The following is a 23158-nucleotide window of genomic DNA, read 5'->3' as shown; positions in this document are numbered from 1 at the left end:
GCCCGACACGCGCACGCGCGCGGACGCGGCAACGTCCGCCGCGTCCGCGCGATACGCTTCACTGCATTGACGCGGGCGAAAACGACACCCGCGTCTAGACGATCAGGATGCCTTGACGAGCTTGACGATCGTCATCGTGCCGTTGACGTTCTCGATCCGGACCTTGACCTTGTCGCCCACATGCACCTGCTCGAGCATGGCCGCATCCTTCGCCTTGAACGCCATCGTCATCGGCGGCATCCCGACGTTGTCGAGCGCGCCGTGCTTCAGCGTGACCTTGCCGGTCGCGGCATCGACCTTCTTCACTTCCGCATCGGTCAGCGCGGCATGCGACTCGGCCGCGCCATCGGACGACATCTTCATGCCGGACATGTCCATGCCCGACATGTCACCGGCGGCAAAGGCGGGAGCTGCAAAAGCGCCGATCGCGAGAACGGCAGCGGTGGTAGCAATCAATTTCTTCATCGGGATTCTCCGGTTTGGGTGGATGGCACGTTCATGCCGTGAGGAACTGCATCGGAATGCCGCGCATCGCTCGCGCTTCGCACACGACGGCGCTGAAGCAGAAGCCACGCGGCGGGAATGACGAACATCGACAGCAGCGGCGCGGTGACCATGCCGCCGACCATCGGCGCGGCGATGCGCTGCATGACTTCGGAACCGGCGCCGTGCCCGACCATGATCGGCACGAGGCCGGCGAGCACGACGGCGACCGTCATCGCCTTCGGCCGTACGCGCAGCACCGCGCCTTCGCGAATCGCATCGAGCAGCAGCGCATCGGTCAGCGGTTCGCCGGCGTCGAGCCGGCGCGTCAGTGCGCCCTTCAGGTACAGCAGCATCACGACGCCGAATTCGGCGGCCACGCCCGCGAGCGCGATGAAACCCACCGACGTCGCGACGGACACCGCATGGCCGAGCCCCCACACGAGCCAGAAGCCGCCGACCAGCGCGAACGGCACCGTCGACATCAGCAGCAGCGCGTCGGCCGCCGAGCCGAACGTGAGAAACAGCAGCACGAAGATCACGACGAGCGTCACCGGCACGACGGTGCGCAGCGTCGCCGCCGCGCGTTCGAGATACTCGAACTGCCCGGACCACGCGATCGAATAGCCGGGCGGCAACGCGACCTGTTGCGCGACCGCCTGCTGCATCGCGCGAACCGCGGTGCGCAGATCTGTGCCGCGGATATCGACGTACACGTAGCCGGACAGCCGCGCATTCTCGCTGCGGATCATCGGCGGGCCATCGGCGATCGCGATGTGCGCGACGTCGCCGAGGCGGATCTGCGCGCCGCGCGCCGTGACGACCGGCAGTTGCCGCAGGTTCTCGAGCGAATCGCGGATCTCGCGCGGATAACGGATGTTGATCGGAAAGCGCTCGCGCCCCGCGATCACTTCGCCGATATCGTCGCCGCCGACCGCCGACGACACTACCGACTGGATATCGGCGACCGACAGCCCGTAGCGCGCGGCGGCGAGCCGGTCGATGTCGACGTCGATGTAGCGGCCGCCGTTCAGCCGTTCCGCGAGTGCGGACGTGACGCCCGGCACGTGCTTCACGGCCGCCTCGACCTGCGTCGCGATCGCATCGATCCCCTTCAGGTCCGGCCCGGATATCTTCACGCCGACCGGCGTCTTGATGCCGGTGGACAGCATGTCGAGCCGGTTGCGGATCGGCGGCACCCACACGTTCGACAGGCCCGGCACCTTCACCGTGCGATCGAGTTCGTCGACGAGCTTCTCCGGCGTCATGCCGGGCCGCCATGCGCTGCGCGGCTTGAAGCGGATCGTCGTCTCGAACATCTCGAGCGGCGCAGGATCGGTCGCGGTATCGGCGCGGCCAGATTTGCCGAACACGGTATCGACCTCGGGCACGGTCTTGATCAGCCGGTCGGTCTGCTGCAGCAGCTCGCTCGCCTTGTCGGCCGAGATGCCCGGCAGCGCGGTCGGCATGTACAGCAGGTCGCCTTCGTCGAGCGGCGGCATGAATTCGCCGCCGAGCCGCGACAACGGCACGGCCGTCAGCACGAGCGCGGCAACCGCGACGCCGATCGCGAACCACGGGCGCCGCAGCGTCGCTTCGAGCAACGGCCGGTACACGCGGATCAGCACGCGGTTGATCGGGTTCGCGTTCTCGTGCGGAATGCGGCCGCGCACGAGATAGCCCATCAGCACGGGCACCAGCGTCACCGACAGCCCGGCGGCGGCGGCAATCGTGTAGGTCTTCGTGAACGCCAGCGGCGCGAACAGCTTGCCCTCCTGCCCTTCCAGCGAAAACACCGGAATGAACGACAGCGTGATGATCAGCAGCGAGAAAAACAGCGCCGGCCCGACTTCCGCGGCCGACGCCGCGACGAGTTCCCAGCGGCGCGCGGCCGTGATCGGCTCGCCGGGATGCGCGTGGTCGTATGCTTCCAGATGCTTGTGCGCGTTCTCGATCATCACGATCGCCGCGTCGATCATCGCGCCGATCGCGATCGCGATCCCGCCGAGCGACATCAGATTCGCGTTCACGCCCTGGTAGCGCATCACGATGAACGCGGCCAGCACACCGAGCGGCAGCGACAGGATCGCGACGAACGCGCTGCGCAGATGGAACAGGAACACCGCGCAGACGATGCCGACGATCACGAATTCCTCGATCAGCTTGTCCGTCAGGTTGTCCACCGCGCGCTCGATCAGTTGCGAGCGGTCGTAGGTCGTGACGATCTCGACGCCCGGCGGCAGCGAGCGCTTCAGGTCGGCGAGCTTCGCCTTCACCGCGTCGATCGTCGTCAGCGCGTTCTTGCCCGAGCGCATCACGATCACGCCGCCCGTCACCTCGCCCTGCCCGTTCAGCTCCGCGATCCCGCGCCGCATCGCCGGGCCGACCTGGATCCGCGCGACGTCGCCGAGCAACACCGGCGTGCCCGCGTCGTCGGTGCGCAGCACGACGTGCCGGAAATCGTCGAGCGTGCGCAGGTAGCCGGACGAACGCACCATGTACTCCGACTCGGCCAGCTCGACGACCGATCCGCCGGACTCCTGATTGGCCTGGCGAAGCGCGTCCGCAACCGCCGCCTGCGTGATCCCGTACGCGCGCAGCTTGTCGGGATCGAGAACGACCTGGTACTGGCGCACCATGCCGCCGATGCTCGCGACTTCGGATACGTCCGGCACGGCCTTCAGCTCGAACTTCAGGAACCAGTCGTTGAGCGCGCGCAGTTGCCCGAGATCGTGATGGCCGGTGCGGTCGACCAGCGCGTACTCGTACACCCAGCCGACGCCGGTTGCATCCGGCCCGAGCGACACCGTCGCGCCTGCCGGCAGCCGGCTCTGCACCTGGCTCAGGTATTCGAGCACGCGCGAACGCGCCCAGTACGGATCGGTGCGATCGTCGAACAGCACATAGACGAACGCATCGCCGAACGACGAGTACGCGCGGACGGTTTTCGCGCCGGGCACGCCGAGCAGCGTCGTCGTCAGCGGATAGGTGACCTGATCCTCGACGACCTGCGGCGCCTTGCCCGGATACGACGCCTTCACGATCACCTGCGTGTCCGACAGGTCGGGCAACGCATCGAGCGGCGTCTGCCGCAGCGAATGAACGCCCCATGCGGCGATCAGCACCGTAGCGAGGAGCACCAGGAAGCGATTGTGGACGGACCAGCGAATGATGCGCGCGATCATCGTTCGCCTCCCTGCGGCTCGACCTTCGTCAGCCGGTAGCCGTCGTCAGTCTGCGTAAACGCGAAGCGCACCGTCTGGCCCGGCTTCACATCCGGGAACGCCTTCGCCGACGGCTTGCCGAACGCCATCGTCATCGCGCCCCAGCCGAGCGCCGGAACGGGCTGATGCGAGAACGTGATGTCGTCGGCCGTGACCTTCTCGACCTTGCCGGTGGTTTCGTAGATCGGTGCCGCCGCTGCTGCGGACGATGCCGGCGTGCTTGCTCCCGCGGCCCGCTCCAGCTTCGGCAGCACGCTTTTCAGGCTGGCCTCGGAATCGATCAGGAACTGCCCCGATGCGACGACCGTATCGCCTTCGTTCAACCCGTCGAGCACTTCCGTGTCGCCGCCGACGTCGTTGCCGACCGTCACCGACACCGGCTGAAGCCGGCCGTCGCCGTTCTTCACGATGACGATCGTGCGCTTGCCGGTCGCGATCACCGTTTCGGACGGCACGAGCAGGCGCGACACCGTCTGTTTCGCTTCGACGCGCACGCGCATCAGCATGCCGGGCGTGAGCTTCAGCGCTGCGTTGTCGATCTCCACGCGCGCCTGCAGCGTGCGGCTGCCCGTGCTGATGCCGGGCAGCACTTCGCGGATGCGCCCGGTGAAGTGCCGCGCCGGATCGCCCGCGAACGTCGCGTCGACCGACATCCCCGGCTGCACGTTCAGCGCGAGCGCTTCGGGTACCTCGACGATGAGCCACAGCGTCGACAGCCCGGCGATCTTCGCAAGCGTCTGCCCGGGCGCGACCATCGCGCCGTCGCGTACGTTCAGCTCGCTGACGACGCCGGTTTCCGGCGCGCTCAGCACGACGTGCGTCTGCGCACGGCCGGTGCGATCGAGATTCGCGATCATGCCGTCGGGAATCGACAGCGCCCGCATCCGTGCACGTGACGCATCGAGCAGGCTGCCGTCCATCCCGCCGCGCTTGAGCGCGAGATATTCCTCCTGCGGCGCGAGCCAGTCCGGCACGAACAGTGACGCGACCGGCGCGCCCTTCGCGATGCGCTGCATCGGCGCGCGCGCATACAGACGGTCGATATAGCCGGTGACGCGCGACTGAACGACGTCCGCGCGCGATTCGTCGAACTGCGTGGTGCCCACCGCATCGAATCCCGCTGCCGTCTGCTGCCGGCGTACGGTCGCGTAGCGGATACCGAGGTTCTGCTGCAGGCCCGGATCGATCCGGATGCCTGACGAACCGCCACCTTCGTCCGCATAGACAGGTTGCAACTGCATGTCCATGAACGGCGATTTGCCCGGTTTGTCGAAGTGCTGGTTCGGCACCATCGGGTCGTGCCAGTACAGCACCTTGCGTCCCGTCTTCGGATCGGTCGCGCCTGCAGGTGCGGCAGGGGATGCTGCAGCCGCTGCGTCCATCCCCGCGCCGCCCGCCGCATGGCGGACGCCAGCGAAATAGCCGGCGCCGAGCAGCGCCGCGGCGGCGAACGTCAACAGCGCCGCGCGCGCCAGTGATTGCTTCGTCATGAGGTTCTCCTTCACTGCGCGGCGGCCAGCGTCGCCGGCACGACCTGATATTCGAGCTGCGCCCAGGTCTGCGACACGTCGCGCCTGAGATCGAGCACCTGCAACTGCGCTTCCAGTTGCGCACGCCGCGCGGCGAACGTGTCGGCAAGCGAACCCGTACCGGCCCGGTAGGCGGCATTGGCGAGCTGCACGCGCTGATCGGCGGCAGGCAGCAGCGCCGCGCTCAGGTTCGCGATGCGTTCGCGGCCGCTCGCCAGCGTTTCGGACTGCGTGCGGATATCGGCCTGCACCTGACGCAGCGTGTCCTCGTACATCAGCCGCGCCTTCGTCGCGAGTGCGGCCTTCTCGGCGACGTCGCGGTTCTGGCGGTTCTTGCGGTTGATCGGCAGCGGGATCGAGACGCCGACCGACACCATGTTCGAATACGCGCCGCCGCGCTGCTGGTACGCGATTTCCCACGTCCAGTTCGGGCTGCGCTCGCTGTTCGCGACCGCGGTGTCGGCTTCGGCGACCGCGATGTCGCCTGCAGCGGCGACGAGCGCCGGTTGCGACAGACGCAGTTCGTCCGGCGGCAGCGACGACACGAAGGATTCGGGCGCGGGCGGCGTGCCCGTCACGTCCGCAACCGGCGTGGCCGTCCAGCGGGCAAGCGCGATAAGTGCGGTGCGATATGCCTGCTGCGCCTTGAGCACCTGATCCTGCGTTTGCGCGAGCATCGCGCGGGCCTGCACGACGTCGCCCGCGCTCGCCTTCGCGCCGCGATACGACGCCTGCGTCGCGTCGAGTTCATGGTTCATGTGCGCGAGCAGCGCCTGCTGAAGCGCGAGCGCCTGCTTCGCATAGACGGCGTCGAGCCAGGCCGTCGCGGTCTGCCGGCGCACGGCGGCGAGCTGCACGAGATACCCCGCGCGTTCGCGGCCGACCTGCTCGCCGGCCAGCGCCGAGCGCAGCCGCCGCTTGTCGCCGGACACCCACTCCTGCTCGATGCCGATGCGGCGCATCGTCATGAAGTCCTGGCCGACGGTGAAGCGTTGCCCGCCGTTGACCGGCAGGTTGTCGATGCCGGCCTTGAGCATCGGGTCCGGCAACTGGCCGGCCTTGACGGCTGCTTCCGAACTCGCGTGCACCGAAGCCTGCGCGGCCTGCATCGAAGCGGAATGATCGGTAGCGGACTGCAGCGCAGCGTCCAGCGTGAATGGCGACTGCTGCGCGTGAACGGCGCCCGTCACCAGCAGCGCGGCGCACAGCACGGGCGCGCGCCGACACGCACGCCGCATGCGCGGCGTGCCGAAATCGAATGACATGGTTTAACCCCAACGTCGGAATCCATAGGGATTCCACGTCCTGAGCACAGGACGAACCTCACCGCCTGGGCGGTGAACCGGTCGGATCGGGATCAGCTAATGCGTGGAGGGCGCCACAACCCGCTCGGGTCGCGGACCGGGACGGACTGCGTGTAGTGGAAGACGATCGTGCTGGCGAATGCAGCGGGATGGGTGACGTCGACGCGGGCGGCCGGGTGATAGAGACTGCCGAACTGGCATTGGGCCGTCACCTTGCAGGCCATGACCTTGGCTTTGGCCTTCGCTTTCGCGTTGCTGGCGGAGAGCGACTTCATCGAGTCGCAATCGCTCATGTCGGCGGACATGGTCATGCCGGTATCCGCTTCCATCGACATCGTGTGCTGCATCGGACATTCACCGGTCAGGCCGCTGGCTGCCAGCCCGCTGATGGGCAGCACCGCGCAAAGCAGCAGCAAGATGAAGGTCCGAAGCAGTTTCATGGCGGCGATTATAGCGCGGCATTTTGCTGCGTGGCGGCGCCGCGATAGCGCGAAACGGCCGCGGTGCGACGGGATGACGCGCCGTATCCGCGACCGTCGCAGTCGCCATCGCCATCGCCATCGCCGCGCGCTACCGCGACAGGCCGTCCGCCGCCAGCACCGCCTGCACCGCCGGCCGTTCCCGCACGCGCTCGTACCACGCCCGCAGATGCGCATACCGGCTCAGGTCGATATCCGCGTTGTACACCGAGCGCATCCAGTCGGCCTTGCCCCAGCCGGTCAGCGCGAACAGGTACGCATCCACAACCGTGAACGTGTCGCCCGTGACGAACGTCTTGCCGTCGAGCTGACGGTCGATCCATGCAAAGCGGCTGTCGAGCTTCTGCCGCGCCGGCTCCACGTACTTCCCCGCCTGCACCGCATACAGCAGCGGGATGAAACCCTTGTGGATCTCGGTGCCGAGGAAGTTGAGCCATTCCATCAGCCGGTAGCGCGCGAGCGTGCCGTAGGCGGGCGCGAGCGCGGCTTCCGGGCGCAGATCCGCGAGATACTGCGCGATCACCGGCCCTTCGCGCAGCATCGTGCCGTCGTCGAGTTCGAGCAGCGGCACGTAGCCGAGTTCGGTCACGTCGTAGTAGTTGCGTCCGCCTTCGACGACATGCTTGCGCGCGTCGACGTTGACGATCTGCGCGTCGATGTCGCCTTCGTGCAGCACGATGCGGATCGCCTGCGAACAGCTGCCGGGAGCGTGATAGAGCTTCATGCGTTTCCTTCGTTGGTTGTCCGTGTATCGATTTGCCGCGACGCGGGCGCTAATATCTCGCATCGGCGCATGGGTGGGAAGACGGCAGTCATTTGTGCCGTAGTCACAAAAAATTTACCGACCAGGGTTCAGCAGGATGAAAACGAGTGCGACAGGATGTTCCGTTGAAGAAGCGATGCGCATGCTCGGCGGCCGCTGGCGGCTGTTGCTGGTGTCGTATCTGCTCGACGGGCCGCGGCGCTTCAGCGACCTGCGCCGCGACATGCCGGGCATCTCGCAGCGCATGCTGACGCTCGACCTGCGCGCGCTCGAAGACGCGGGGCTCGTGCGGCGGACCATCTATCCGGAAGTGCCGGTGCGCGTCGAGTACGATCTGACCGCGGACGGCGACCGGCTGCGGCCGGTGGTCGACGTGATGCGCGAATTCGGGCTGTGGCTGAAGGCGCGCGATGCCGATGCGTCGTGCGATACCGGCGTGGCGCCCGAAGCGGCGGAGGCGATCGAATCGGCAAGCCGCTCACCCCGATAACCTCGACAACCTATTACGCAGGAACCTACGTTCATGGACCTTCACGCTACCGTCGGCGCGGCAACGTCCGACCTCGACGACGACGAAAGCTTCGCCAACATCTACTGTCACGACGCGGAGCAGGACTATTGCTTCGCGCTGTCGCGCTTTCCGGACGACACGCTGATCGAAGTGATGGTGCGCGACCAGATCAACTGGCGCGTCAAGGATCTGTCGGTGCGCCTGACGGACAACACGATCGACGTCGAGATCGAACCGGGCATCGCTGCGCGTCTCGACGGCCAGACGCGTTACGTGATCCATCTCGCACCCGGCCAGTACGATCCGGTCGCGCTGCGTGCGGCGCTGAAGGAGATCTTCGTCGGCAAGAGCGGGTATCGCGACGACAGCGCGGGTGGTTAGCGGCTCAATCGCACGGTCATCGTCGCCTTCGCGATGGCCTGGTAGTGAGCGGTAAAGCCGACGACCGCAGGCGTCGCGTCACGCTCGACCGGCAGCGTCGCTCACCTTGAGCGCGGTCAGCGCAATGACGTAGCGATGTGTCTCGCCCTGCGGCGGGCACAGGCCAAGATAGCCGGCGTGGCCGGTGTCGTTCTTCATCGGGACGGCACCCGCCGGCAGTCTGGCAACGTCATTGCCCGAACCGGACGCGATGCCATGAGCCGACGCCGGGATATCGGCGACGACCCAGTGCCAGAATCCGGAGCCCGTCGGTGCGTCGGCATCGAACATCGTCAGAAGGTAGCTTTGCGTTCCCTCCGGAACACCGCGCCACCGTATGGATGGCGAAATGTTTTGACCGTGGCAGCCGAAGCTGTCCGATACCTGCGCGGGATCAAACGCGCCGCCGGCGAGCTCAGCGCTTTCGATCGAGAAATCGCCTGCTCGTGCCGTACCGGCAGCGATCATCGCAACACAAAGGGCGAAACCGGGCTTGAATGTCTTCATCGTCAACCTCACCAGCAAGCAGGAATGGAACGGACATCCTTGTCATCGCGCCGATCCTGAACAAGGCGGGCAAAGGTACCGGTATCGCGACTACCCGGCAACGTCCGGCCATGTCGGTCCCGCTCGCGGAACATGCCGGATGCCGGTACATTGGCGGCAAACGGAAGCCGGGCCCCGCCGGCCACTTTCATCCTCATCCACGCCTTTTATCCCTGATCCGACCATGACGCGTCCCTCGCGACTCAGTTCGCTGCTCCACGGCTCCCTGCTGCTGCTCGCCGCCTGTGCATCGATTGCGGCCAGACTGACCTGCCACCTTCGGGGGGACAAGCGATGTCTTGCGGGGCGCGAAGTCGCAAGGACACCCGCCGGTGTTTCCCCTTAATGACGTTTTTCACCGCAATCGCTACAATCCCGCCGCTTCTCACCGGGGAACCGCATGCCGCTGAACGTGGACCCCTCCCACCGCGACAACGACCGCTTCAACGTGTCGTTCAAGGCGCTGGGCGAGCTGATCGAGACGGTCGGCACGCCGCACTTCGTGCCGCGCCTCACGCAACTGCTGAACGACGTGGTGCCGCTCGACGTCGCGCACGTCGAACGCTCGCGCGTCGACGGCACGATGCCCACAGGCTATCGATGCGAATGGATCGGCAGCAGCGGCATCGGCACCGCGACGTCGGAAATCTCGGACGTGATGACGCTCTACTACGAGCGCTTTCTCGACAGCGACCCGCTATTCGCGGGGCTGCGCGGCAAGACCGGCACGATGCTCGTCGTGCGCGACATCGCGGCGATCCCGCCCGGCGAATTCCGGCAGCGACTGTTCGATGATGTGCATATCGGCCACGAATGCGTGCTCGCGCGCGGCACACGCTACTCGCAGCATTCGATCGCGCTGGAGCGCGGCCGCGACCGGCCGCCGTTCACGCTGGCCGAGATGAATCGCTTTCGCAGCATCAGCGACGTGCTGTTCCCGCTGCTCGAACTGCATGCGTCGACCACCGCCGTGCGGCGCGTCGCGCACCTGGCACCTGAAGTCCATCCGCTCGCGCAGTTCGATGCGCGGATCGCGGCCGACGGCGTGAAGCTGTCGAAGCGCGAATACGAAACCTGCAAGCACCTGATCTCCGGCAAGACGGTGCCGGAAACCGCCGGGATCCTCGGCGTGCGCGTCGCGTCGGCCGAGTCGTACGTGAAGCGCGCATTCGCGAAGCTCGGCGTGCGCACGAAACGCGAACTCGCTGCGTGGGGTTCGGCCACCACCGCGCTCCCTTCCGCCGGATCGCAAGACGGCGCCGCGCCACCCGCGATCGCGCGCTGACCTGGCCAGGCCGCGCACGTCGACGCCGCTGTGCGCGGTGCGTTCGCCGACTGGCGCGATACGCCGCCCGCCGAGCGCGGCCGCATTCTCGCGACGGTCGCCGAGCGTGTCGAAGCCGAACGTGACCGCCTCGCCGCGCTGCAGATGCAGGTGAGCTGCAAACCGCCGCTCGAGGCCGAAGCCGACGTCGGTGCGGCGCTGACCGCGCATCCGCTGATCGACAAGGTCTCGTTTGCCGGCAGCACGGCGGCCGGCCGCAAGGTGATGCAGGCAGCGGCCGAGGACATGAAGCGCGTGACGCTCGAACTCGGCGGCAAGTCGTCGCTGATCGTGCGCGAGGATGCCGATCTCGACGTCGCGAAGCAGTTCCAGAAACACGTGCGCGCGGGGCTCGTGTGGATCAATGCGCCGCAACTCATCTACCCGCACGTGTGCTGGGGCGGCTTCGGGCTCAGCGGGATCGGCAGCGAACTCGGCATCGCGTGGCTGCGCAGCTGTCATGAACTGCGCCACGCGATGCGCGCGATCGACCGACCAGTTCCGCCGCTCAGGATTCCAGACGAGTTTTTCCCGGAAAGCCGGCACGCATACAGCGCCGTCACTGTCGATGTGCCGCCGCTTCCGCCTCGGTATCGTGATACTCGGTAAACGCCGTGATCTTGCCGTTTTCGATCGTGATCAGATGCACCCACTCGTCCTCGTACGTGCGCCCGGTCGAGTGGACATACCAGCGTTGTGCGCCGAGCACGACGACCCGGTTGCCGCTGGCGATGAACTCGAGCGGTTCGAACCGTTCCACGGTCTGCGTCGACGCAAGCGCCCCGAAGAACGCCGCGACCTCTTGAGGCCCATGTCGTCTGCCTGCGAACGGAATGATGCCGGTCGGCCCTGGTATGAACCAGTCGACGCTTTCGGATAACGTCTGCAGGATGCCGTCGATATCGGCCCTGCCGAACGCCGCGTACGCCTGCTGCACTAGTTGAACGTTGCTTTGCTCGGTCATCGTGCCCTCCCGTCATCGCCAGTTGCAGCGTTGCGGCGCGATGCCCGGGCTGCAGTCATTTCAGCATAGTCGAACCGCAGCGCGACACACTTAGGGTTGGCGAGCAATCGAGCGGCGCCGATTTGATATGAGCAATCCGGGGCACCGCTATCCTGCCGCGACGATGACATGCGTCTGCATCTTGCCGGCCACCGGCCCGTCGCCGGCGGCATTGCCGCGTCACTTCCGCGTCGCCACGACGAACAGGCGCGGGAACGGCAGCAGCACGGTGCCGTCGTCGAGTGCCGGATAACCGTTCGGCCCGGCGATCGCCTCGCGATAACGCGCGAGGAACGCACGCTGTTCGCCGTCGTCGAGCGCCGCGAGGAACGGCCGCAGCGCACTGCCCTTGAACCATTCGACGACCGCGTCCGCGCCGCCGCGCAGCGGGTGGTAGTAGGCCGTGCGCCACACGTCCACGCGCGAACACAGCGGCGACAGCAATGCGTAGTAGTAGCGCGCGTCGAACCGTTCGGTGCGCGCCGCGCCTTTCAGCTTGTCCGCCCACGGCCCGGCCGCGGCGACTTCGCGCATCAGCCGGTGCGCGGGTTCGTCGAGGTTGTCGGGCATCTGCACCGCGAGATGGCCGCCCGGCGCAAGCCGGCCGACGAGCATCGGAAACAGCGTGTCGTGCGCGGGCACCCATTGCAGCACCGCGTTCGACAGGATCAGGTCGTAGCCGCCCGGATCGTCCCACGCGGCCACATCGGCGATATCGAAGCGCAGTGCCGGCAGGCGCTTGCGCGCGGCCGCGATCATGTCCGCCGATGCGTCGATTCCGTGGATCGTCGCGTCGGGTGCGCGTGCGATCAGCGCTTCCGTCGAATTGCCGGGCCCGCAGCCGATGTCGATCGCGGTGCGGATCGGCGTGCGCGGCACGGCGGCCAGCAGGTCGCGCACCGGCCGCGTGCGCTCGTCCTCGAATTGCACGTACTGGCTCGCGTATTGATCGAGTGGGGTCGTCACGATGGTTCTCCTTGTCGGCATGGGCGGCGCCGCCGCATCCGGGCGCGGAATGCATGCGGCCGCCGATGCAGCGCATTCTGCGACCGGCGCGGCACTTCAGTAAAATGAATTTAATATCGTTATTGATTCAAATTTCTGATGAAAATCGATACGCTCGGTGTACAGGCTTTCGTCGCGATCGCCGACGGCGGCAGCTTCAGGCAGGCGGCCGACACGCTGCACGTGACGCAAACGGCGATCACGCAGCGGCTGCGCAAGCTCGAGTCGTTTCTCGGCGTCGCGCTGGTCGAGCGCACGACGCGCCGCACCACGCTGACCGAGATCGGCCGGCGTTTCCTGCCGCAAGCGCGGCGGCTGCTGAACGAACTATCCGATGCGCTGACCGAAATCCGCGAGACGGGCCTGAGCCAGCGCGGCGACGTCACGATCGCGTGCGTGCCGACGGTCGGCGTGCAATACCTGCCGCGCATCCTGCGCGCGTTCTCCGGGCACCGGCCGCACGATCGCGTGAAGATCCTCGATCACGCATCGGCATCGGTACTGCAGGCCGTGCTGCGCCGCGAAGCCGAATTCGGCATCAGCATCGCCGGCGACCAGCACCCCGAACTTGTCAGCGTGCCGCTCACGCACGACCCGTATGTGCTTGTCTGCCGCGACGATCATCCGCTCGCGAAGCGGCGGCGCATCCGCTGGGCGGCACTGCAGCCACACCCGCTGATCTTCGCCGGCGAAGTGAGCGGCAATCGCGGGCTGCTCGAAGGCGCGCTGAAAACCAGCGGCGTGTCGCTGCACTCGTTCTACGAAGTGCAGCGCAGCTCGACCGCGCTCGGGCTCGTCGCCGAAGGGCTCGGTGCGGCCGTGGTGCCAAAGCTCGCGATCCAGAAGAACGCGTATCCGATGATCCGCACGATCGAGCTCGTCGAGCCGTCGGTGTCGCGCACGCTCGTGCTCGTCACGCGCAAGAGCGCGCAACTGTCGCCCGCGGCGCGGGCGCTCTACGACATGATCGTCGAGCGCGCGACGCCGGGGCGGTGATTCGCGAGCGCGATGGGCATTGCGCTTGCCGCCACCGCTTGCGATGTCGGCGGATGTCAGGAACAGGCTCTCAAAGCGTCTTGACCATGAACACACGCGCGGTCCCTTCCGGCTCGCACGGCACTTCGCCGAAGGTCTCGTAACCCTGCTTCCGGTAGAAGTCAGGCGCCTGGAACGAGATCGTGTACAGCACCGCGCGTGCACACCCGCGCCGTTTCGCTTCCGCTTCGGCTTCGCGCAGCAACCGGCTGCCGAATCCGCCGCCGCGCAGCGATTCGGGCAGGTAGAACAGATCGATGAAGAAAAGGCCGAGCGAAGTCCGGCCGGTGAGGCCGCCCAATACCTCGCCGGTCGCGGGGTCGGTCACGTAGACGTCGAGCGCGGCCGCATCGGCGCGCCCCGTCATCGCGTGGTTGAATTCGCCGAGCTTGCGGCTGATGAAGTCTCGTGCGGCCGGCTGCTCGGTGTCGGTCAGTCGAAGGGTAACGTCGGGAAGGGCTGTCATCGGGCGAATGCGTGCGTGAAAAGACCGCCGGGCGTGCAGCACCCTGCGGGCGTCGCACGACTATAGCGCGTCGCCTGCGCGCCGGCATGCGGTCGAATCGAGTCCGACCGGCGCTGCCGCTGCAAAAGCACGAACGGCGAGCGCATCGCGCGGCCGACGCTTCGTTGCACGTTGTCGCGTTGCGTCGGCTCACGCCACCGCGAACGCCGCCTTCATGTCGGTCACGCTGCGCCGCTCGCGCACGATCTATCCGGCTGCACGAAAGCCGCCGGGCGGAGCAAAGAATGGAGAAAACGAGCAGCCGGGGCCGCTGCATCGCGCAACCTGCGCGCCGCGCGGATCACGTCACTTCGCGTTCAGTTCCTGCCAGCGCCGGTAGACACCGATCGCGTCGCCGTGCTTCTGCTGCACCATCGGCAGCCGCCGCTCGCCGATCGGCTTCGCATATTCTGCATAAAACGTGTCGAGCTCGAAGTACTTGCGGTCGTCGCGGTAGAACGGCGCGTAGTCCTCGCGCGTCGTGATGTAGATCACGCGCTTCGGGCTGCAGTAGTACAGCGATCCGAGGCACATCGGGCACGGGCTCGCGAGGATGTAGATCTCGCAATCGGTCAGGTGTTCGGTGCCGAGCTTGCGGCATGCATCGCGCACCGCGAGGATCTCCGCATGCGCGGTCGGGTCGCTGGTCTGCGCGACGAGGTTCGGGCTCTCCGCAACGATCTCGCCGTCGCGGACGATCACCGTCGCGAACGGGCGTCCGCCCTCTTCCACGTTCTTCATCGCGAGATCGATCGTGCGTTTCACAAAATCCATGGCTGTGTCCTCGTAGAAACGGAATGGCCGGAACGTGCACCGGCCGGCGGCCGACGCACGTCGGGCGAACCTGTGCGGCGGCGCCGTTGCGGCGCCGCGCCTGCGTCGGTTCGGTCAGAACGGCTTGGTCGGCAGGTACTTGCCGTCGAGCGTGATCACCGCGCGCGAACCGCCTTCGGGATCGTCGACCTTCTTCACGTCGAGCCGGAAATTGATCGCGCTGATGATGCCGTCACCGAACTTCTCGTGAACCAGCGCCTTCAGCGTCGTGCCGTACACCTGCAGCATTTCGTAGAAGCGGTAAATGGTCGGATCGGTCGGCACGCGATCGTCGATGCTGCCGCGCAGCGGGATCGTCTGCAGAAGCAGCACCGCGTCGTCGTCGAGGCCAAGCTTGTCGGCAACGACGCGCGCGGCGCCGGCCGGCAGCGCGTGCTGGCCGAGCAGCGCGGCCGTGACGAACGCTTCGCTCAGGCCCGTGCCTTCGGTGAGTTGCGCGAACGACAGGTTCTTGCGCGCCTTCGCGAGGACGACGGTCTCCGCAAGCGCGTGGCGGGCGGTCTGGCTGTGCTGGGACTGGATCATGGCAATACCTCGTGGTTGGGTGGGAGCGATTCAGGCCGCGACGGGAAGCGTCGCAGGCGTGGCGCGGACGTCGGGATGGTCCGCCAGGGAGACGAACCGGCCGGTCGCGCCGTCATGGGCGTCGATGCAGCCGGATTCGATGTCGTAGACCCAGCCGTGCAGCGCGAGACGCCCTTCTTCGAGCGCGAGCCGCACGGCAGGGTGCGTCTTCAGGTTCGCGAGTTGCGCGACGACGTTCTCGCGCACCATCGAGTCGATCCGATCGCGTTCGCTGAGATGCGCGCGCGCCTCGTTCACGACGCGCGCCGAATCGGCGTAGCGCAGCCAGTGGCCGACGGCAGGCATGTGGTCCATGCACTGGCAGGTCGCGATCGCGGTCATCGCGCCGCAATCGGAATGCCCGCAGATCACGACGTCGGTCACGCGCAGCGCGGCCACCGCGTATTCGACCGAGGCCGACACGCCGCCCGGCTCGGGGCCGTACGACGGCACGATGTTGCCGGCGTTTCGGATCACGAACAGATCGCCCGGCTCGCGCTGCGTGACGAGCTCGGGCACGAGCCGGCTGTCCGAGCACGAGATGAACAGCGCACGCGGGTTCTGGCTGCGCGCGAGATCGCGGAACAGCGCGGCACGCTCCGGATAGGCGTCGCGCTGGAACTTCAGAAAGCCTTCAATGATGTCCTTCATCGCGTGTCCTCCGGTGTAGGTGAAATCGATGAAGGGCAGGTTACGCCGGACTTCCAATAACGTAAAAGACTGATTTATGATCCATCGGATAAGCAAAACTTATAGGAATCGCGATGCTGCTGCGCCATATCAACTACTTCCTGGCCGTCGCCGAACACTGCAGCTTCACGCGCGCGGCCGTCGCGCTGCACGTGTCGCAGCCCGCGCTGTCGCAGCAGATCCGCCAGCTCAAGGAGATGCTCGGCGCGCAGCTGTTCGACCGCACCGGGCGTGTCACGCGATTGACTGACGCCGGCGACGTGTATTTCCGCTATGCGCGGCAGGCGTTGCACGATCTCGCGGAAGGCCGGCGCGCCATTCACGACGTGCAGGATCTCAGCCGCGGCTCGCTGCGGATCGCGGTCACGCCGACCTTCACGAGCTATCTCGTCGGGCCGCTCGTCGAGGCGTTTCATGGCCGCTATCCGGATGTGTCGCTGTCGGTACGCGAGATGTCGCAGGAACGCATCGAGGCGCTGCTCGTCGACGACGAGCTCGATGTCGGCATCGCGTTCGAGGAGGTGCAGACGGCGGATATCGAAGCGGAAACGCTGCTGGTCGAGACGCTCGCGCTCGTCGTGAACCGTCGGCACGCGCTCACCGGGAAACGCAAGGCTGGCCTGCGCGCGCTGCACGACGCGCCGCTGGTGCTGCTCACGGCCGAGTTCGCGACGCGCGTGCAGATCGACCGTTATTTCCGCGAGCACGACGTGCGGCCGCGTGTGCTGATGGAAGCGAATTCGCTTGGTGCGGTGATCGAGATCGTGCGCCGCACGAATCTCGCGACGCTGCTGCCCGCGACGATCGCGGCCGGGCACGACGATCTCGTTTCCGTCGCGCTCGATCCGGCCGTGCTGCGGCGCACGGCGGTGCTGCTACAGCGCAAGGGAGCATACCGGAGCGCGGCCGCGCGCGCGTTCGTCGAGCTGGCGCTCGCGCTAGGGGCGGGGAAAGCGAAGGGAAAAGGCAATTCACGCCCGGCGCGCCAAAAGGCGGCCGGCAAATGAACGCCTGCGTCGAATCGAATCGACGCGAGGAAACGCGTCAGTTGTAGCCGAGAATCGCCACCGCCGCGACGTCCGGCCGATCGAGCGTATTCCCGACGAGCGACGTCATCGGCTCCTGCAACACGGCCTGATACGACGTCATGCGCGCCTCTTCCGCTACGCCCGCTTCGTCCGGTGCCGGTTCGTCGAACGCGTCGAAACCGCTGAAGAACCCCGATTGCTTCTGCGAAAAAGTCATCTCCACTCCTTTGATATGTCGTTGATGTTCTAGCCGACCTGCTTCAACGCCGCCGCCCGCACGGGCGCGCCGTCATGCACGGCCTCCGATCGCGCAAGCTGCGCGCGCGTGCGCCGCGTGATGTGAATCACCGCGAATACCACCGGCGCGATCAGCAGGCCTTCCGCCAGCTCCGGATCGACCGGCAGGTTCATCACGTGCAACGCCTTGAACGCCGCCGTCGCGAGCGACAGCACGTAGTACGAAATGGCTGCCACCGACAGCCCTTCGACCGCGTGCTGCAGATGAAGCTGATTGCGCGCGGTGCGCTCCATGCCCGCCAGCAGGCGCGTCACGTCCTTTTCCTGCGCGAGGTTCACGCGCGTGCGCAACAGGTCGACCGCACGCGCGATCCGCGCGGCGATCTGCTCGTGGCGCGCCCACACGCTGCGGCACGTCTCCATCGCCGGCGCAAAACGCCGCTCCATGAATTCGGCGATCGTCGGCATTCCTTCGATACGCTCCTCGCGCAATTCCTGGATGCGCGCCAGCACGAGCTTCTCGTACGCTCGCGACGCACTGAAACGCGCGCCCGATCCCGACAGCGATTCGACCCGCACCGCGAGATGCGTGAGCTTGACGAGCAGCGCCGCGTCGTCGCCGTCGGCGCCGCTCGCGTCCATCCGCTGCATCAGCGCATGCAGTGCCGCGTGGATCTCGTCGAGTTCGCGGCTCATCCGGCGCGCGACCGGCAGCGCGAGCAGCGCCATCATCCGGTACGTTTCGATTTCGTACAGACGCTGCAGCAGGCGGCCGCCCTGCTCCTCGCGGAAATCCTCGTCGACGACGAGAAAGCGCATGAAGCCGTCGTCGCGCACATGCCAGTCGCAGAACACCTTGCCGCCGCCGAGCACGTTGCTGCCGACGAGCGCGGGCCCGTCGATCCAGCGGCGCAGGTCGCCGCAGACGAGCCGCGCGGCATCGCCCGACAGCAGTTCCATCCGCACCGCGACGAAGCGGATGCCGGCCAGCCGCGCGAACCATGCGGCCGGAATGCCTTCGATCGCGAGATCGTCGAAATAGCCGGTGTCGCGACGCGGCGCGACGAACGTAAAGGTCGAGAATTCGGTGTGACGTTCCCACTTCAGGTGCCAGCCGCACGGCGACTGCACCGCGTAGTGCGTCGCGCCTTCGTGCGGCGCGGCAGTGCCGGTGTCGCGGCACAGTGCGTGCAGCAGCGTTTCGTGGATGTCGGGCTCGCCGTCCGCATAGATCGCGTAATGCGTGAGCGACACGGCTTCGGCAAGCCGCAGGAACGGCCGCGCATGCAATTCCGCGGCCAGTGCGGCGCGCAACGGATGGTCCATCATCGATACACCACTCTTCCTGTTCAAGCCTGCGTGCCGGGCAAAACGCCAGCGTGATTGCACTATGGCAGACACACAGCAACAATAAAAACGCATAATGCTGATCGTTACGTTCAGTTTTCCTGATACCCATGAAGATGCTCGATCACGACGTGCTGGCCACCGTCGTCGCCGTCGCGGAAACCGGCAACATGACTCGCGCCGCCGAAGCCGTGAACCGCTCGCAGTCGGCCGTGAGCATGCAGATCAAGAGCCTGGAAGACGCGATCGGCCGGCCGCTGTTCGTGCGCAAGCCGCGCAGCATCGTGCTGACGCGCGAGGGCGAGGTGCTGCTGGGATTCGCCAGACGAATGCTGGCGCTGCGCGACGAGGCGTGGGCGGCCGTGGTGCGGCCGGAAGTGACCGGTAAAGTGGTGATCGGCGTGCCGGACGACTATGCGTCGTCGCTGCTGCCGTCGGTCCTGAAGAAATTCTCGGCGACCTACCCGAAGGTCGAGATCCAGGTGATGGGGCTGCCGAGCAGCGCGCTCGCGCCGCTGATCAAGGACGGCACCGTCGATCTCGTGTGCGGCACACGCATCAAGGGGCTGACCGGCGACTTCATCCGCCACGAGCCGATGGCGTGGGCCGCGATGACGAACGGGCCGCGCGTGTGGGAAGAGCGGCCGCTGCCGATCGCGGTGTTCATGCCGGGCAGCGTCGCGCGCGAGAACGCGATCCGCAGCCTCGAACGCGCGAAGGTGCCGTATCGCACCTCGTATGAAAGCCCGAGCCTGCTCGGGCTGCTCAGCATGGTCGAGGCCGGCCTCGCGGTCGCGCCGCTCGCGCGCTGCGCGATTCCCGCGCAACTGTCGATGCTCGGCCGCTCGCACGGGCTGCCCGACCTGCCGCCGCTCGAACTGATTCTCGCGCGCAGCACGAAATCGAAGCGGCCGCCGTGCGACTTTCTCGCGGAACAGTTGATGGAAGACCTTCAGCGGCAGACCGGGCAAACCGGCGACGCGTGATCAGCGCGTCGCGCGAAACCCGGCCGCGGCCAGCGCCGCGTTGACGTTCGCCGCGACCGCATCGACGAGTGCCTCGAGCGTATCGCCGCGCACCTGCGCGTGTTCCGGCGCGACATGCTCGGCGCGTCGCCAGCCCCACTGCGCGCCCGACGCGACCGACAGCGTCGCGCCGAACCGGTTGCCGTGACGGCGGCCGAAGATGCTCACGCGCCGCTCGTCCAGATACGCCTGCTCGGGCAGACAAAGGCCGATCTCGACTGCGACCTGATCGGAGTCGTTGACCCGTGCGGCCGGGTTGACCGCCGGCGCGAACACCTTGCCGATCCGCAACGTCACGCAGGTTTCCCACGCCGCGAGCGGCCCGCCGGCCGCGTCGACGCGCTCGGTGTCGACCGACCACTGATGCCCGTCGGGCACGACGATCGCCTGATGCAGCAACATTTCGGCCACGCGCACCGTCGTCACGAGCTGCCGCGCGAGCTGCCGGCCCGACGGCAGCGACGCCGTCCGCGCGCGGCGGCTTGCCGGCCGCGCGCTATGCACTTCTTCCGTGAGGTACATGGACACTCCATATTCAGGATCGGCGCCGCACGCGACGCGGCGCACGAACATCCGCCGCCCGGCGGGCGAACAGCACCGCGACCGACGATCCGGCGGCGAATCAAACGATCAACAAGCAACCGACGCGCAATAATCGTTCCCCGATTCACCGGGGCTGCGGCCCGACGCGCAGCCGGCGCGCGACGGGCCCGATCACCGCATCGGCCTGCTGCGCGATCAGCATGTGCAGCGTGAAATCCAGATCCTCCGGCGCGATCTCGAAGTGCACATGGATCACGTCGCGCACGGTGCGCGCGCTGACGACATACACGCCGAGCGGCGAATGCAGCAGCGCCGCGAGGCGGGCGCGCGCGAGTTCGCCGGAGTCGGCCGTCAGCGTGACGGGCAACTGCAGGCGCGGGCGCGGCGGCGGGAACGGAAGGACGGTGTTGCGTGCGCCGGCGCGCACCTGGCGGCCGGCGACATCGAAGGCGGGAACGGGATGGATGAAGGTCATGGAGCGGACGGAAGCCGTCTCGGCTGTTCGACACATGCCCAGCTTAGAAGACCGCGCATAAACGCCGTGCAAAAAAACGGCGCGGCGGTGCAAAAAACGGCATGCGGGGTGCAGGCCGCGTCATCGTCACCTTCGCTCTGCCCATCCTCACCGCTACCGCCGACGACCACGTCCCGTCACAACCGCCCCGCCTCCGATACACTGTGCGCGGCCTAGACAGTCGGCTCCGGCAATCGCCGCCGCCTCGGCACCTGCCCCATTGAACGCGCCCCCGGCGACACGATCCGCCGGCCGGCCCGCACGGCGCACCTCCCGATCACGATCCGATGGAGTCTCGCTTGAAAACCTGGCGCCGCACGCTGCTTGTCCTTGCCGCCGGCCTCCTCGCCGCCGCCTCCACATCCGCCCGTCCTGTCTGCACCGTCGTCGCCGATGCCGCCACCGGCCGGATGCTCGTCCAGCAAGGCGATTGCGCGACCCGCGTCACACCGGCGTCGACCTTCAAGGTGGCGATCAGCCTGATGGGCTTCGACGCCGGCTTCCTGAAGGACGAACACACGCCGACACTCGCCTTCCACGCAGGCTATCCCGATTGGGGCGGCGCCCCGTGGCGCGAGCCGACCGACCCGGCACGCTGGATCAAGCTGTCGATCTTCTGGTACTCGGAACAAGTCGCGCAAGCGCTCGGGCCGGCACGCTTCCAGCAGTACACGAACGCATTCGGTTACGGCAATACGGACGTGACCGGCAAGCAGGGCGAACTCAGCGGCGCGATGGGCGCATGGGTCAATTCATCGCTGCAGATTTCGCCGCTCGAACAGGTCGCGTTCATGCGCAAGATCGTGCACCGGACGCTGCCCGTCAGCACGCACGCGTACGACATGACCGAGCGCATCACGCTGATCGACGCGCAGCCGGACGGCTGGACCGTGCACGGCAAGACGGGCACGGGCTCGCCGGGCCTCAAGTACGACGCCGCGCACGCGTACGGCTGGTTCGTCGGCTGGGCGACGAAGGGGCCGCGCACGCTCGTGTTCGCGAACCTGATCCAAGACGACAAGCGGCAGACGCCGAATGCGGGCTTGCGCTCGCGCGATACGTTCCTGGCCGCGCTGCCGGCGCTCGCCGAACCGGCCCGGCCGCAATGAGCGCCGGCCCGCGCAACGCGCGGATCGACCTGCTGCGCGGCGTGTCGATCGTGCTCGTCCTGCTGCATCACTTCAACATCGCGTATCCGCTGCGCGACACGGCGCTCGCGCGCGTGCTCGGCTGGGACACGGTCCATGCGATCGTGCGCAACGGCAACTACGGCGTGACGATGTTCTTCGCGATCTCGGGCTACCTGATCACGTCGAATGCGCGCCGCCGCTGGGGCAGCCTCGGCGCGCTCGACGTGCGCGCGTTCTACGTGTCGCGCATCGCGCGCATCGTCCCGTGCCTGCTCCTGCTGCTCGCGCTCGTCAACGGCCTCGCGGCGGCCGGCGTGCCGATCTTCACGAACCATGCGCCGCAGGGCGGCGCCGTGTCGTTCTGGCTCGTGAATCTCGCGTCGCTCACGTTCTGGATGAACGTGCTGATCGGCGCATACGGATGGGTCAACTACGCGCTCGGCGTGCTGTGGTCGCTGTCGGTCGAAGAGGTGTTCTACCTGTCGTTTCCGCTGCTGTGCATCGCGCTGCGCCGCGACGCGCGGCTGTTCGCGTTCTGGCTGCTGATTGCCGCGATCGGCCCCGTGTACCGCTTCACGCATCCGGGCGACGAAGGCGGCTTCCTCTATGCGTACTTCGCGTGTTTCGACGGCATCGCGATCGGCTGCTGCACTGCATTGCTCGCCGAACGCGCGCGCTGGCAGGCGCTCGCGGCAGCGCCCGTGCAATGGCTCGCGGCAGCGGCGATGACGGCGCTCTATCTCGCGTGGCCGATCGCGCAAAGCCATGTGATCGGGGTATCCGCGATGGCGCTCGGCACGGCCGTGCTGCTGATCGGCGCGCAGGCGGAACGCGAACGCGCGCATGGCCGCGCGCTCGCGCCGCTGCGCTGGAGCGGCCGGCTCAGCTACGAGCTGTATCTGTTCCACCTGATCGTGCTCGGCGCGCTGCGCACGTTCTGGCCGCCGTCTGCCACGCATGGCGACGGCAAGCTGGCGTTGCTCGTCGCGTATCTGGTGCTGTCGGCCGGCTTGAGCTGGGTCATCGCGCGCGGCTATGCGACACCACTCGACCGCTTCATCAAACGGGTCGCGTCGCGGCCCGCGGCGCGCGTGCCGGACGGCGTGCGCTTCTAG

Annotated in this window: 25 protein-coding genes and 1 pseudogene; 9 read left to right on the top strand and 17 right to left on the bottom strand. The window is 67.2% G+C overall.

Going from position 1 to position 23158, the window contains the following annotated elements; all coding sequences use genetic code 11:
- Positions 1-102: 102 nt before the first annotated feature.
- The 6 genes from ACM6JT_RS07410 to ACM6JT_RS07385 all read right to left on the bottom strand — a co-directional run bounded on the left by ACM6JT_RS07410 (position 103) and on the right by ACM6JT_RS07385 (position 7743).
- Positions 103-471 (bottom strand): copper-binding protein, encoded by a 369-nt coding sequence (locus ACM6JT_RS07410; RefSeq protein WP_414856218.1) that lies wholly within the window; start codon positions 469-471, stop codon positions 103-105.
- A complete protein-coding gene (locus ACM6JT_RS07405) occupies positions 462-3668 on the bottom strand; it encodes an efflux RND transporter permease subunit (RefSeq protein WP_414856190.1) in 3207 nt (1068 codons plus the stop codon). The genes ACM6JT_RS07410 and ACM6JT_RS07405 overlap by 10 nt, the downstream gene beginning before the upstream one ends.
- Positions 3665-5197: an efflux RND transporter periplasmic adaptor subunit gene (locus ACM6JT_RS07400; protein ID WP_131949090.1), complete on the bottom strand. Its 1533-nt coding sequence runs from the start codon at positions 5195-5197 to the stop codon at positions 3665-3667. Before ACM6JT_RS07400 ends, ACM6JT_RS07405 begins: the two co-directional genes overlap by 4 nt.
- An 11-nt stretch (positions 5198-5208) precedes the next feature.
- The gene (locus ACM6JT_RS07395; RefSeq protein WP_414856189.1) at positions 5209-6501 is read right to left on the bottom strand and encodes a TolC family protein; all 1293 of its coding nucleotides are present in this window, start codon (positions 6499-6501) and stop codon (positions 5209-5211) included.
- 92 nt (positions 6502-6593) lie between these two features.
- Entirely contained in the window at positions 6594-6980 is a 387-nt protein-coding gene (locus tag ACM6JT_RS07390; protein WP_414856188.1) for a hypothetical protein, read from the bottom strand.
- Between the two features lie 130 nt (positions 6981-7110).
- Entirely contained in the window at positions 7111-7743 is a 633-nt protein-coding gene (locus tag ACM6JT_RS07385; RefSeq protein ID WP_105392733.1) for a glutathione S-transferase C-terminal domain-containing protein, read from the bottom strand.
- A gap of 136 nt (positions 7744-7879) precedes the next feature.
- Here ACM6JT_RS07385 and ACM6JT_RS07380 point away from each other — a divergent pair, with 136 nt between their 5' ends.
- Positions 7880-8272 (top strand): winged helix-turn-helix transcriptional regulator, encoded by a 393-nt coding sequence (locus ACM6JT_RS07380; protein WP_131949094.1) that lies wholly within the window; start codon positions 7880-7882, stop codon positions 8270-8272.
- Between the two features lie 33 nt (positions 8273-8305).
- The gene (locus ACM6JT_RS07375) at positions 8306-8674 is read left to right on the top strand and encodes a hypothetical protein (RefSeq protein WP_034181916.1); all 369 of its coding nucleotides are present in this window, start codon (positions 8306-8308) and stop codon (positions 8672-8674) included.
- 78 nt (positions 8675-8752) lie between these two features.
- Here ACM6JT_RS07375 and ACM6JT_RS07370 read toward each other — a convergent pair whose 3' ends face one another.
- A complete protein-coding gene (locus tag ACM6JT_RS07370; protein ID WP_414856187.1) occupies positions 8753-9220 on the bottom strand; it encodes a YbhB/YbcL family Raf kinase inhibitor-like protein in 468 nt (155 codons plus the stop codon).
- A gap of 439 nt (positions 9221-9659) precedes the next feature.
- On the opposite strand from ACM6JT_RS07370, the gene ACM6JT_RS07365 reads away from it, so the two are divergent.
- Positions 9660-10544 (top strand): helix-turn-helix transcriptional regulator, encoded by an 885-nt coding sequence (locus ACM6JT_RS07365; RefSeq protein WP_414856186.1) that lies wholly within the window; start codon positions 9660-9662, stop codon positions 10542-10544.
- Positions 10545-10553: 9 nt separating this feature from the next.
- Positions 10554-11075 (top strand): annotated as a pseudogene (locus ACM6JT_RS07360) (aldehyde dehydrogenase family protein); the annotation flags it as partial.
- Between the two features lie 67 nt (positions 11076-11142).
- On the opposite strand, the gene ACM6JT_RS07355 reads toward ACM6JT_RS07360, so the two are convergent.
- Both ACM6JT_RS07355 and tam read right to left on the bottom strand, forming a co-directional pair.
- Positions 11143-11547, bottom strand: coding sequence for a nuclear transport factor 2 family protein (locus ACM6JT_RS07355; RefSeq protein ID WP_034181912.1), 405 nt, complete (start codon positions 11545-11547; stop codon positions 11143-11145).
- A 219-nt stretch (positions 11548-11766) separates the two neighbouring features.
- Entirely contained in the window at positions 11767-12552 is a 786-nt protein-coding gene (gene tam, locus ACM6JT_RS07350) for a trans-aconitate 2-methyltransferase (RefSeq protein ID WP_414856185.1), read from the bottom strand.
- 138 nt (positions 12553-12690) lie between these two features.
- Here tam and ACM6JT_RS07345 point away from each other — a divergent pair, with 138 nt between their 5' ends.
- Positions 12691-13587: a LysR family transcriptional regulator gene (locus ACM6JT_RS07345; protein ID WP_034181910.1), complete on the top strand. Its 897-nt coding sequence runs from the start codon at positions 12691-12693 to the stop codon at positions 13585-13587.
- A gap of 70 nt (positions 13588-13657) precedes the next feature.
- Here the strand turns inward: ACM6JT_RS07345 and ACM6JT_RS07340 are convergent, their stop codons facing one another.
- The 4 genes from ACM6JT_RS07340 to ACM6JT_RS07325 form a co-directional block, all read right to left on the bottom strand.
- On the bottom strand, positions 13658-14092 hold the full coding sequence (locus tag ACM6JT_RS07340; protein ID WP_105392726.1) for a GNAT family N-acetyltransferase: 435 nt from the start codon (positions 14090-14092) through the stop codon (positions 13658-13660).
- 345 nt (positions 14093-14437) lie between these two features.
- Positions 14438-14905 (bottom strand): nucleoside deaminase, encoded by a 468-nt coding sequence (locus ACM6JT_RS07335; protein ID WP_034181908.1) that lies wholly within the window; start codon positions 14903-14905, stop codon positions 14438-14440.
- 114 nt (positions 14906-15019) lie between these two features.
- Positions 15020-15490: a cyanase gene (gene cynS, locus ACM6JT_RS07330; RefSeq protein WP_072438272.1), complete on the bottom strand. Its 471-nt coding sequence runs from the start codon at positions 15488-15490 to the stop codon at positions 15020-15022.
- Positions 15491-15520: 30 nt separating this feature from the next.
- Positions 15521-16180, bottom strand: coding sequence for a carbonic anhydrase (locus ACM6JT_RS07325; RefSeq protein ID WP_217588691.1), 660 nt, complete (start codon positions 16178-16180; stop codon positions 15521-15523).
- A gap of 113 nt (positions 16181-16293) precedes the next feature.
- Between ACM6JT_RS07325 and cynR the strand changes: the two genes are divergently transcribed.
- Positions 16294-17226, top strand: coding sequence for a transcriptional regulator CynR (cynR, locus tag ACM6JT_RS07320; RefSeq protein ID WP_414856184.1), 933 nt, complete (start codon positions 16294-16296; stop codon positions 17224-17226).
- A 37-nt stretch (positions 17227-17263) separates the two neighbouring features.
- Here cynR and ACM6JT_RS07315 read toward each other — a convergent pair whose 3' ends face one another.
- Together ACM6JT_RS07315 and ACM6JT_RS07310 are read right to left on the bottom strand one after the other, a co-directional pair.
- Positions 17264-17464, bottom strand: a complete 201-nt coding sequence (locus ACM6JT_RS07315; RefSeq protein WP_217588677.1) for a hypothetical protein — start codon at positions 17462-17464, stop codon at positions 17264-17266.
- Between the two features lie 29 nt (positions 17465-17493).
- Positions 17494-18813, bottom strand: a complete 1320-nt coding sequence (locus tag ACM6JT_RS07310) for a DUF3422 family protein (RefSeq protein WP_414856183.1) — start codon at positions 18811-18813, stop codon at positions 17494-17496.
- Positions 18814-18941: 128 nt separating this feature from the next.
- Between ACM6JT_RS07310 and ACM6JT_RS07305 the strand changes: the two genes are divergently transcribed.
- Complete coding sequence (locus ACM6JT_RS07305) at positions 18942-19817, top strand: LysR family transcriptional regulator (RefSeq protein WP_034181902.1); 876 nt, start codon at positions 18942-18944, stop codon at positions 19815-19817.
- Here the strand turns inward: ACM6JT_RS07305 and ACM6JT_RS07300 are convergent, their stop codons facing one another.
- Both ACM6JT_RS07300 and ACM6JT_RS07295 read right to left on the bottom strand, forming a co-directional pair.
- Positions 19818-20378 (bottom strand): hypothetical protein, encoded by a 561-nt coding sequence (locus ACM6JT_RS07300; RefSeq protein WP_414856182.1) that lies wholly within the window; start codon positions 20376-20378, stop codon positions 19818-19820.
- 145 nt (positions 20379-20523) lie between these two features.
- A complete protein-coding gene (locus ACM6JT_RS07295) occupies positions 20524-20874 on the bottom strand; it encodes a hypothetical protein (RefSeq protein WP_034181901.1) in 351 nt (116 codons plus the stop codon).
- Positions 20875-21200: 326 nt separating this feature from the next.
- On the opposite strand from ACM6JT_RS07295, the gene blaOXA reads away from it, so the two are divergent.
- Positions 21201-22022: an OXA-1043 family class D beta-lactamase gene (gene blaOXA / locus ACM6JT_RS07290; RefSeq protein ID WP_217588666.1), complete on the top strand. Its 822-nt coding sequence runs from the start codon at positions 21201-21203 to the stop codon at positions 22020-22022.
- Entirely contained in the window at positions 22019-23158 is a 1140-nt protein-coding gene (locus ACM6JT_RS07285; RefSeq protein WP_414856181.1) for an acyltransferase family protein, read from the top strand. The genes blaOXA and ACM6JT_RS07285 overlap by 4 nt, the downstream gene beginning before the upstream one ends.

This window comes from Burkholderia sp. IT-111MI5 (assembly GCF_949752865.1).
GTDB lineage: Bacteria > Pseudomonadota > Gammaproteobacteria > Burkholderiales > Burkholderiaceae > Burkholderia > Burkholderia pyrrocinia_C.
The sequence above is the reverse complement of the archived record's forward strand: the minus strand, read 5'-3'. Positions and strand labels throughout refer to the sequence as shown.

Excerpts from the sequence above, each read along its gene's own strand:
- ACM6JT_RS07365 (WP_414856186.1), top strand. The coding sequence starts at position 9,660 with ATGCCGCTGAACGTGGACCCCTCCCACCGCGACAACGACCGCTTCAAC.
- ACM6JT_RS07375 (WP_034181916.1), top strand. The coding sequence starts at position 8,306 with ATGGACCTTCACGCTACCGTCGGCGCGGCAACGTCCGACCTCGACGAC.
- ACM6JT_RS07325 (WP_217588691.1), bottom strand. The coding sequence starts at position 16,180 with ATGAAGGACATCATTGAAGGCTTTCTGAAGTTCCAGCGCGACGCCTAT.
- ACM6JT_RS07335 (WP_034181908.1), bottom strand. The coding sequence starts at position 14,905 with ATGGATTTTGTGAAACGCACGATCGATCTCGCGATGAAGAACGTGGAA.
- ACM6JT_RS07395 (WP_414856189.1), bottom strand. The coding sequence starts at position 6,501 with ATGTCATTCGATTTCGGCACGCCGCGCATGCGGCGTGCGTGTCGGCGC.
- ACM6JT_RS07300 (WP_414856182.1), bottom strand. The coding sequence starts at position 20,378 with ATGTACCTCACGGAAGAAGTGCATAGCGCGCGGCCGGCAAGCCGCCGC.
- ACM6JT_RS07370 (WP_414856187.1), bottom strand. The coding sequence starts at position 9,220 with ATGAAGACATTCAAGCCCGGTTTCGCCCTTTGTGTTGCGATGATCGCT.
- cynR (WP_414856184.1), top strand. The coding sequence starts at position 16,294 with ATGCTGCTGCGCCATATCAACTACTTCCTGGCCGTCGCCGAACACTGC.
- ACM6JT_RS07400 (WP_131949090.1), bottom strand. The coding sequence starts at position 5,197 with ATGACGAAGCAATCACTGGCGCGCGCGGCGCTGTTGACGTTCGCCGCC.
- ACM6JT_RS07355 (WP_034181912.1), bottom strand. The coding sequence starts at position 11,547 with ATGACCGAGCAAAGCAACGTTCAACTAGTGCAGCAGGCGTACGCGGCG.
- ACM6JT_RS07295 (WP_034181901.1), bottom strand. The coding sequence starts at position 20,874 with ATGACCTTCATCCATCCCGTTCCCGCCTTCGATGTCGCCGGCCGCCAG.
- ACM6JT_RS07310 (WP_414856183.1), bottom strand. The coding sequence starts at position 18,813 with ATGATGGACCATCCGTTGCGCGCCGCACTGGCCGCGGAATTGCATGCG.
- ACM6JT_RS07345 (WP_034181910.1), top strand. The coding sequence starts at position 12,691 with ATGAAAATCGATACGCTCGGTGTACAGGCTTTCGTCGCGATCGCCGAC.
- cynS (WP_072438272.1), bottom strand. The coding sequence starts at position 15,490 with ATGATCCAGTCCCAGCACAGCCAGACCGCCCGCCACGCGCTTGCGGAG.
- ACM6JT_RS07285 (WP_414856181.1), top strand. The coding sequence starts at position 22,019 with ATGAGCGCCGGCCCGCGCAACGCGCGGATCGACCTGCTGCGCGGCGTG.
- ACM6JT_RS07385 (WP_105392733.1), bottom strand. The coding sequence starts at position 7,743 with ATGAAGCTCTATCACGCTCCCGGCAGCTGTTCGCAGGCGATCCGCATC.
- ACM6JT_RS07315 (WP_217588677.1), bottom strand. The coding sequence starts at position 17,464 with ATGACTTTTTCGCAGAAGCAATCGGGGTTCTTCAGCGGTTTCGACGCG.
- ACM6JT_RS07405 (WP_414856190.1), bottom strand. The coding sequence starts at position 3,668 with ATGATCGCGCGCATCATTCGCTGGTCCGTCCACAATCGCTTCCTGGTG.
- ACM6JT_RS07390 (WP_414856188.1), bottom strand. The coding sequence starts at position 6,980 with ATGAAACTGCTTCGGACCTTCATCTTGCTGCTGCTTTGCGCGGTGCTG.
- ACM6JT_RS07305 (WP_034181902.1), top strand. The coding sequence starts at position 18,942 with ATGAAGATGCTCGATCACGACGTGCTGGCCACCGTCGTCGCCGTCGCG.
- ACM6JT_RS07380 (WP_131949094.1), top strand. The coding sequence starts at position 7,880 with ATGAAAACGAGTGCGACAGGATGTTCCGTTGAAGAAGCGATGCGCATG.
- blaOXA (WP_217588666.1), top strand. The coding sequence starts at position 21,201 with ATGGAGTCTCGCTTGAAAACCTGGCGCCGCACGCTGCTTGTCCTTGCC.
- ACM6JT_RS07340 (WP_105392726.1), bottom strand. The coding sequence starts at position 14,092 with ATGACAGCCCTTCCCGACGTTACCCTTCGACTGACCGACACCGAGCAG.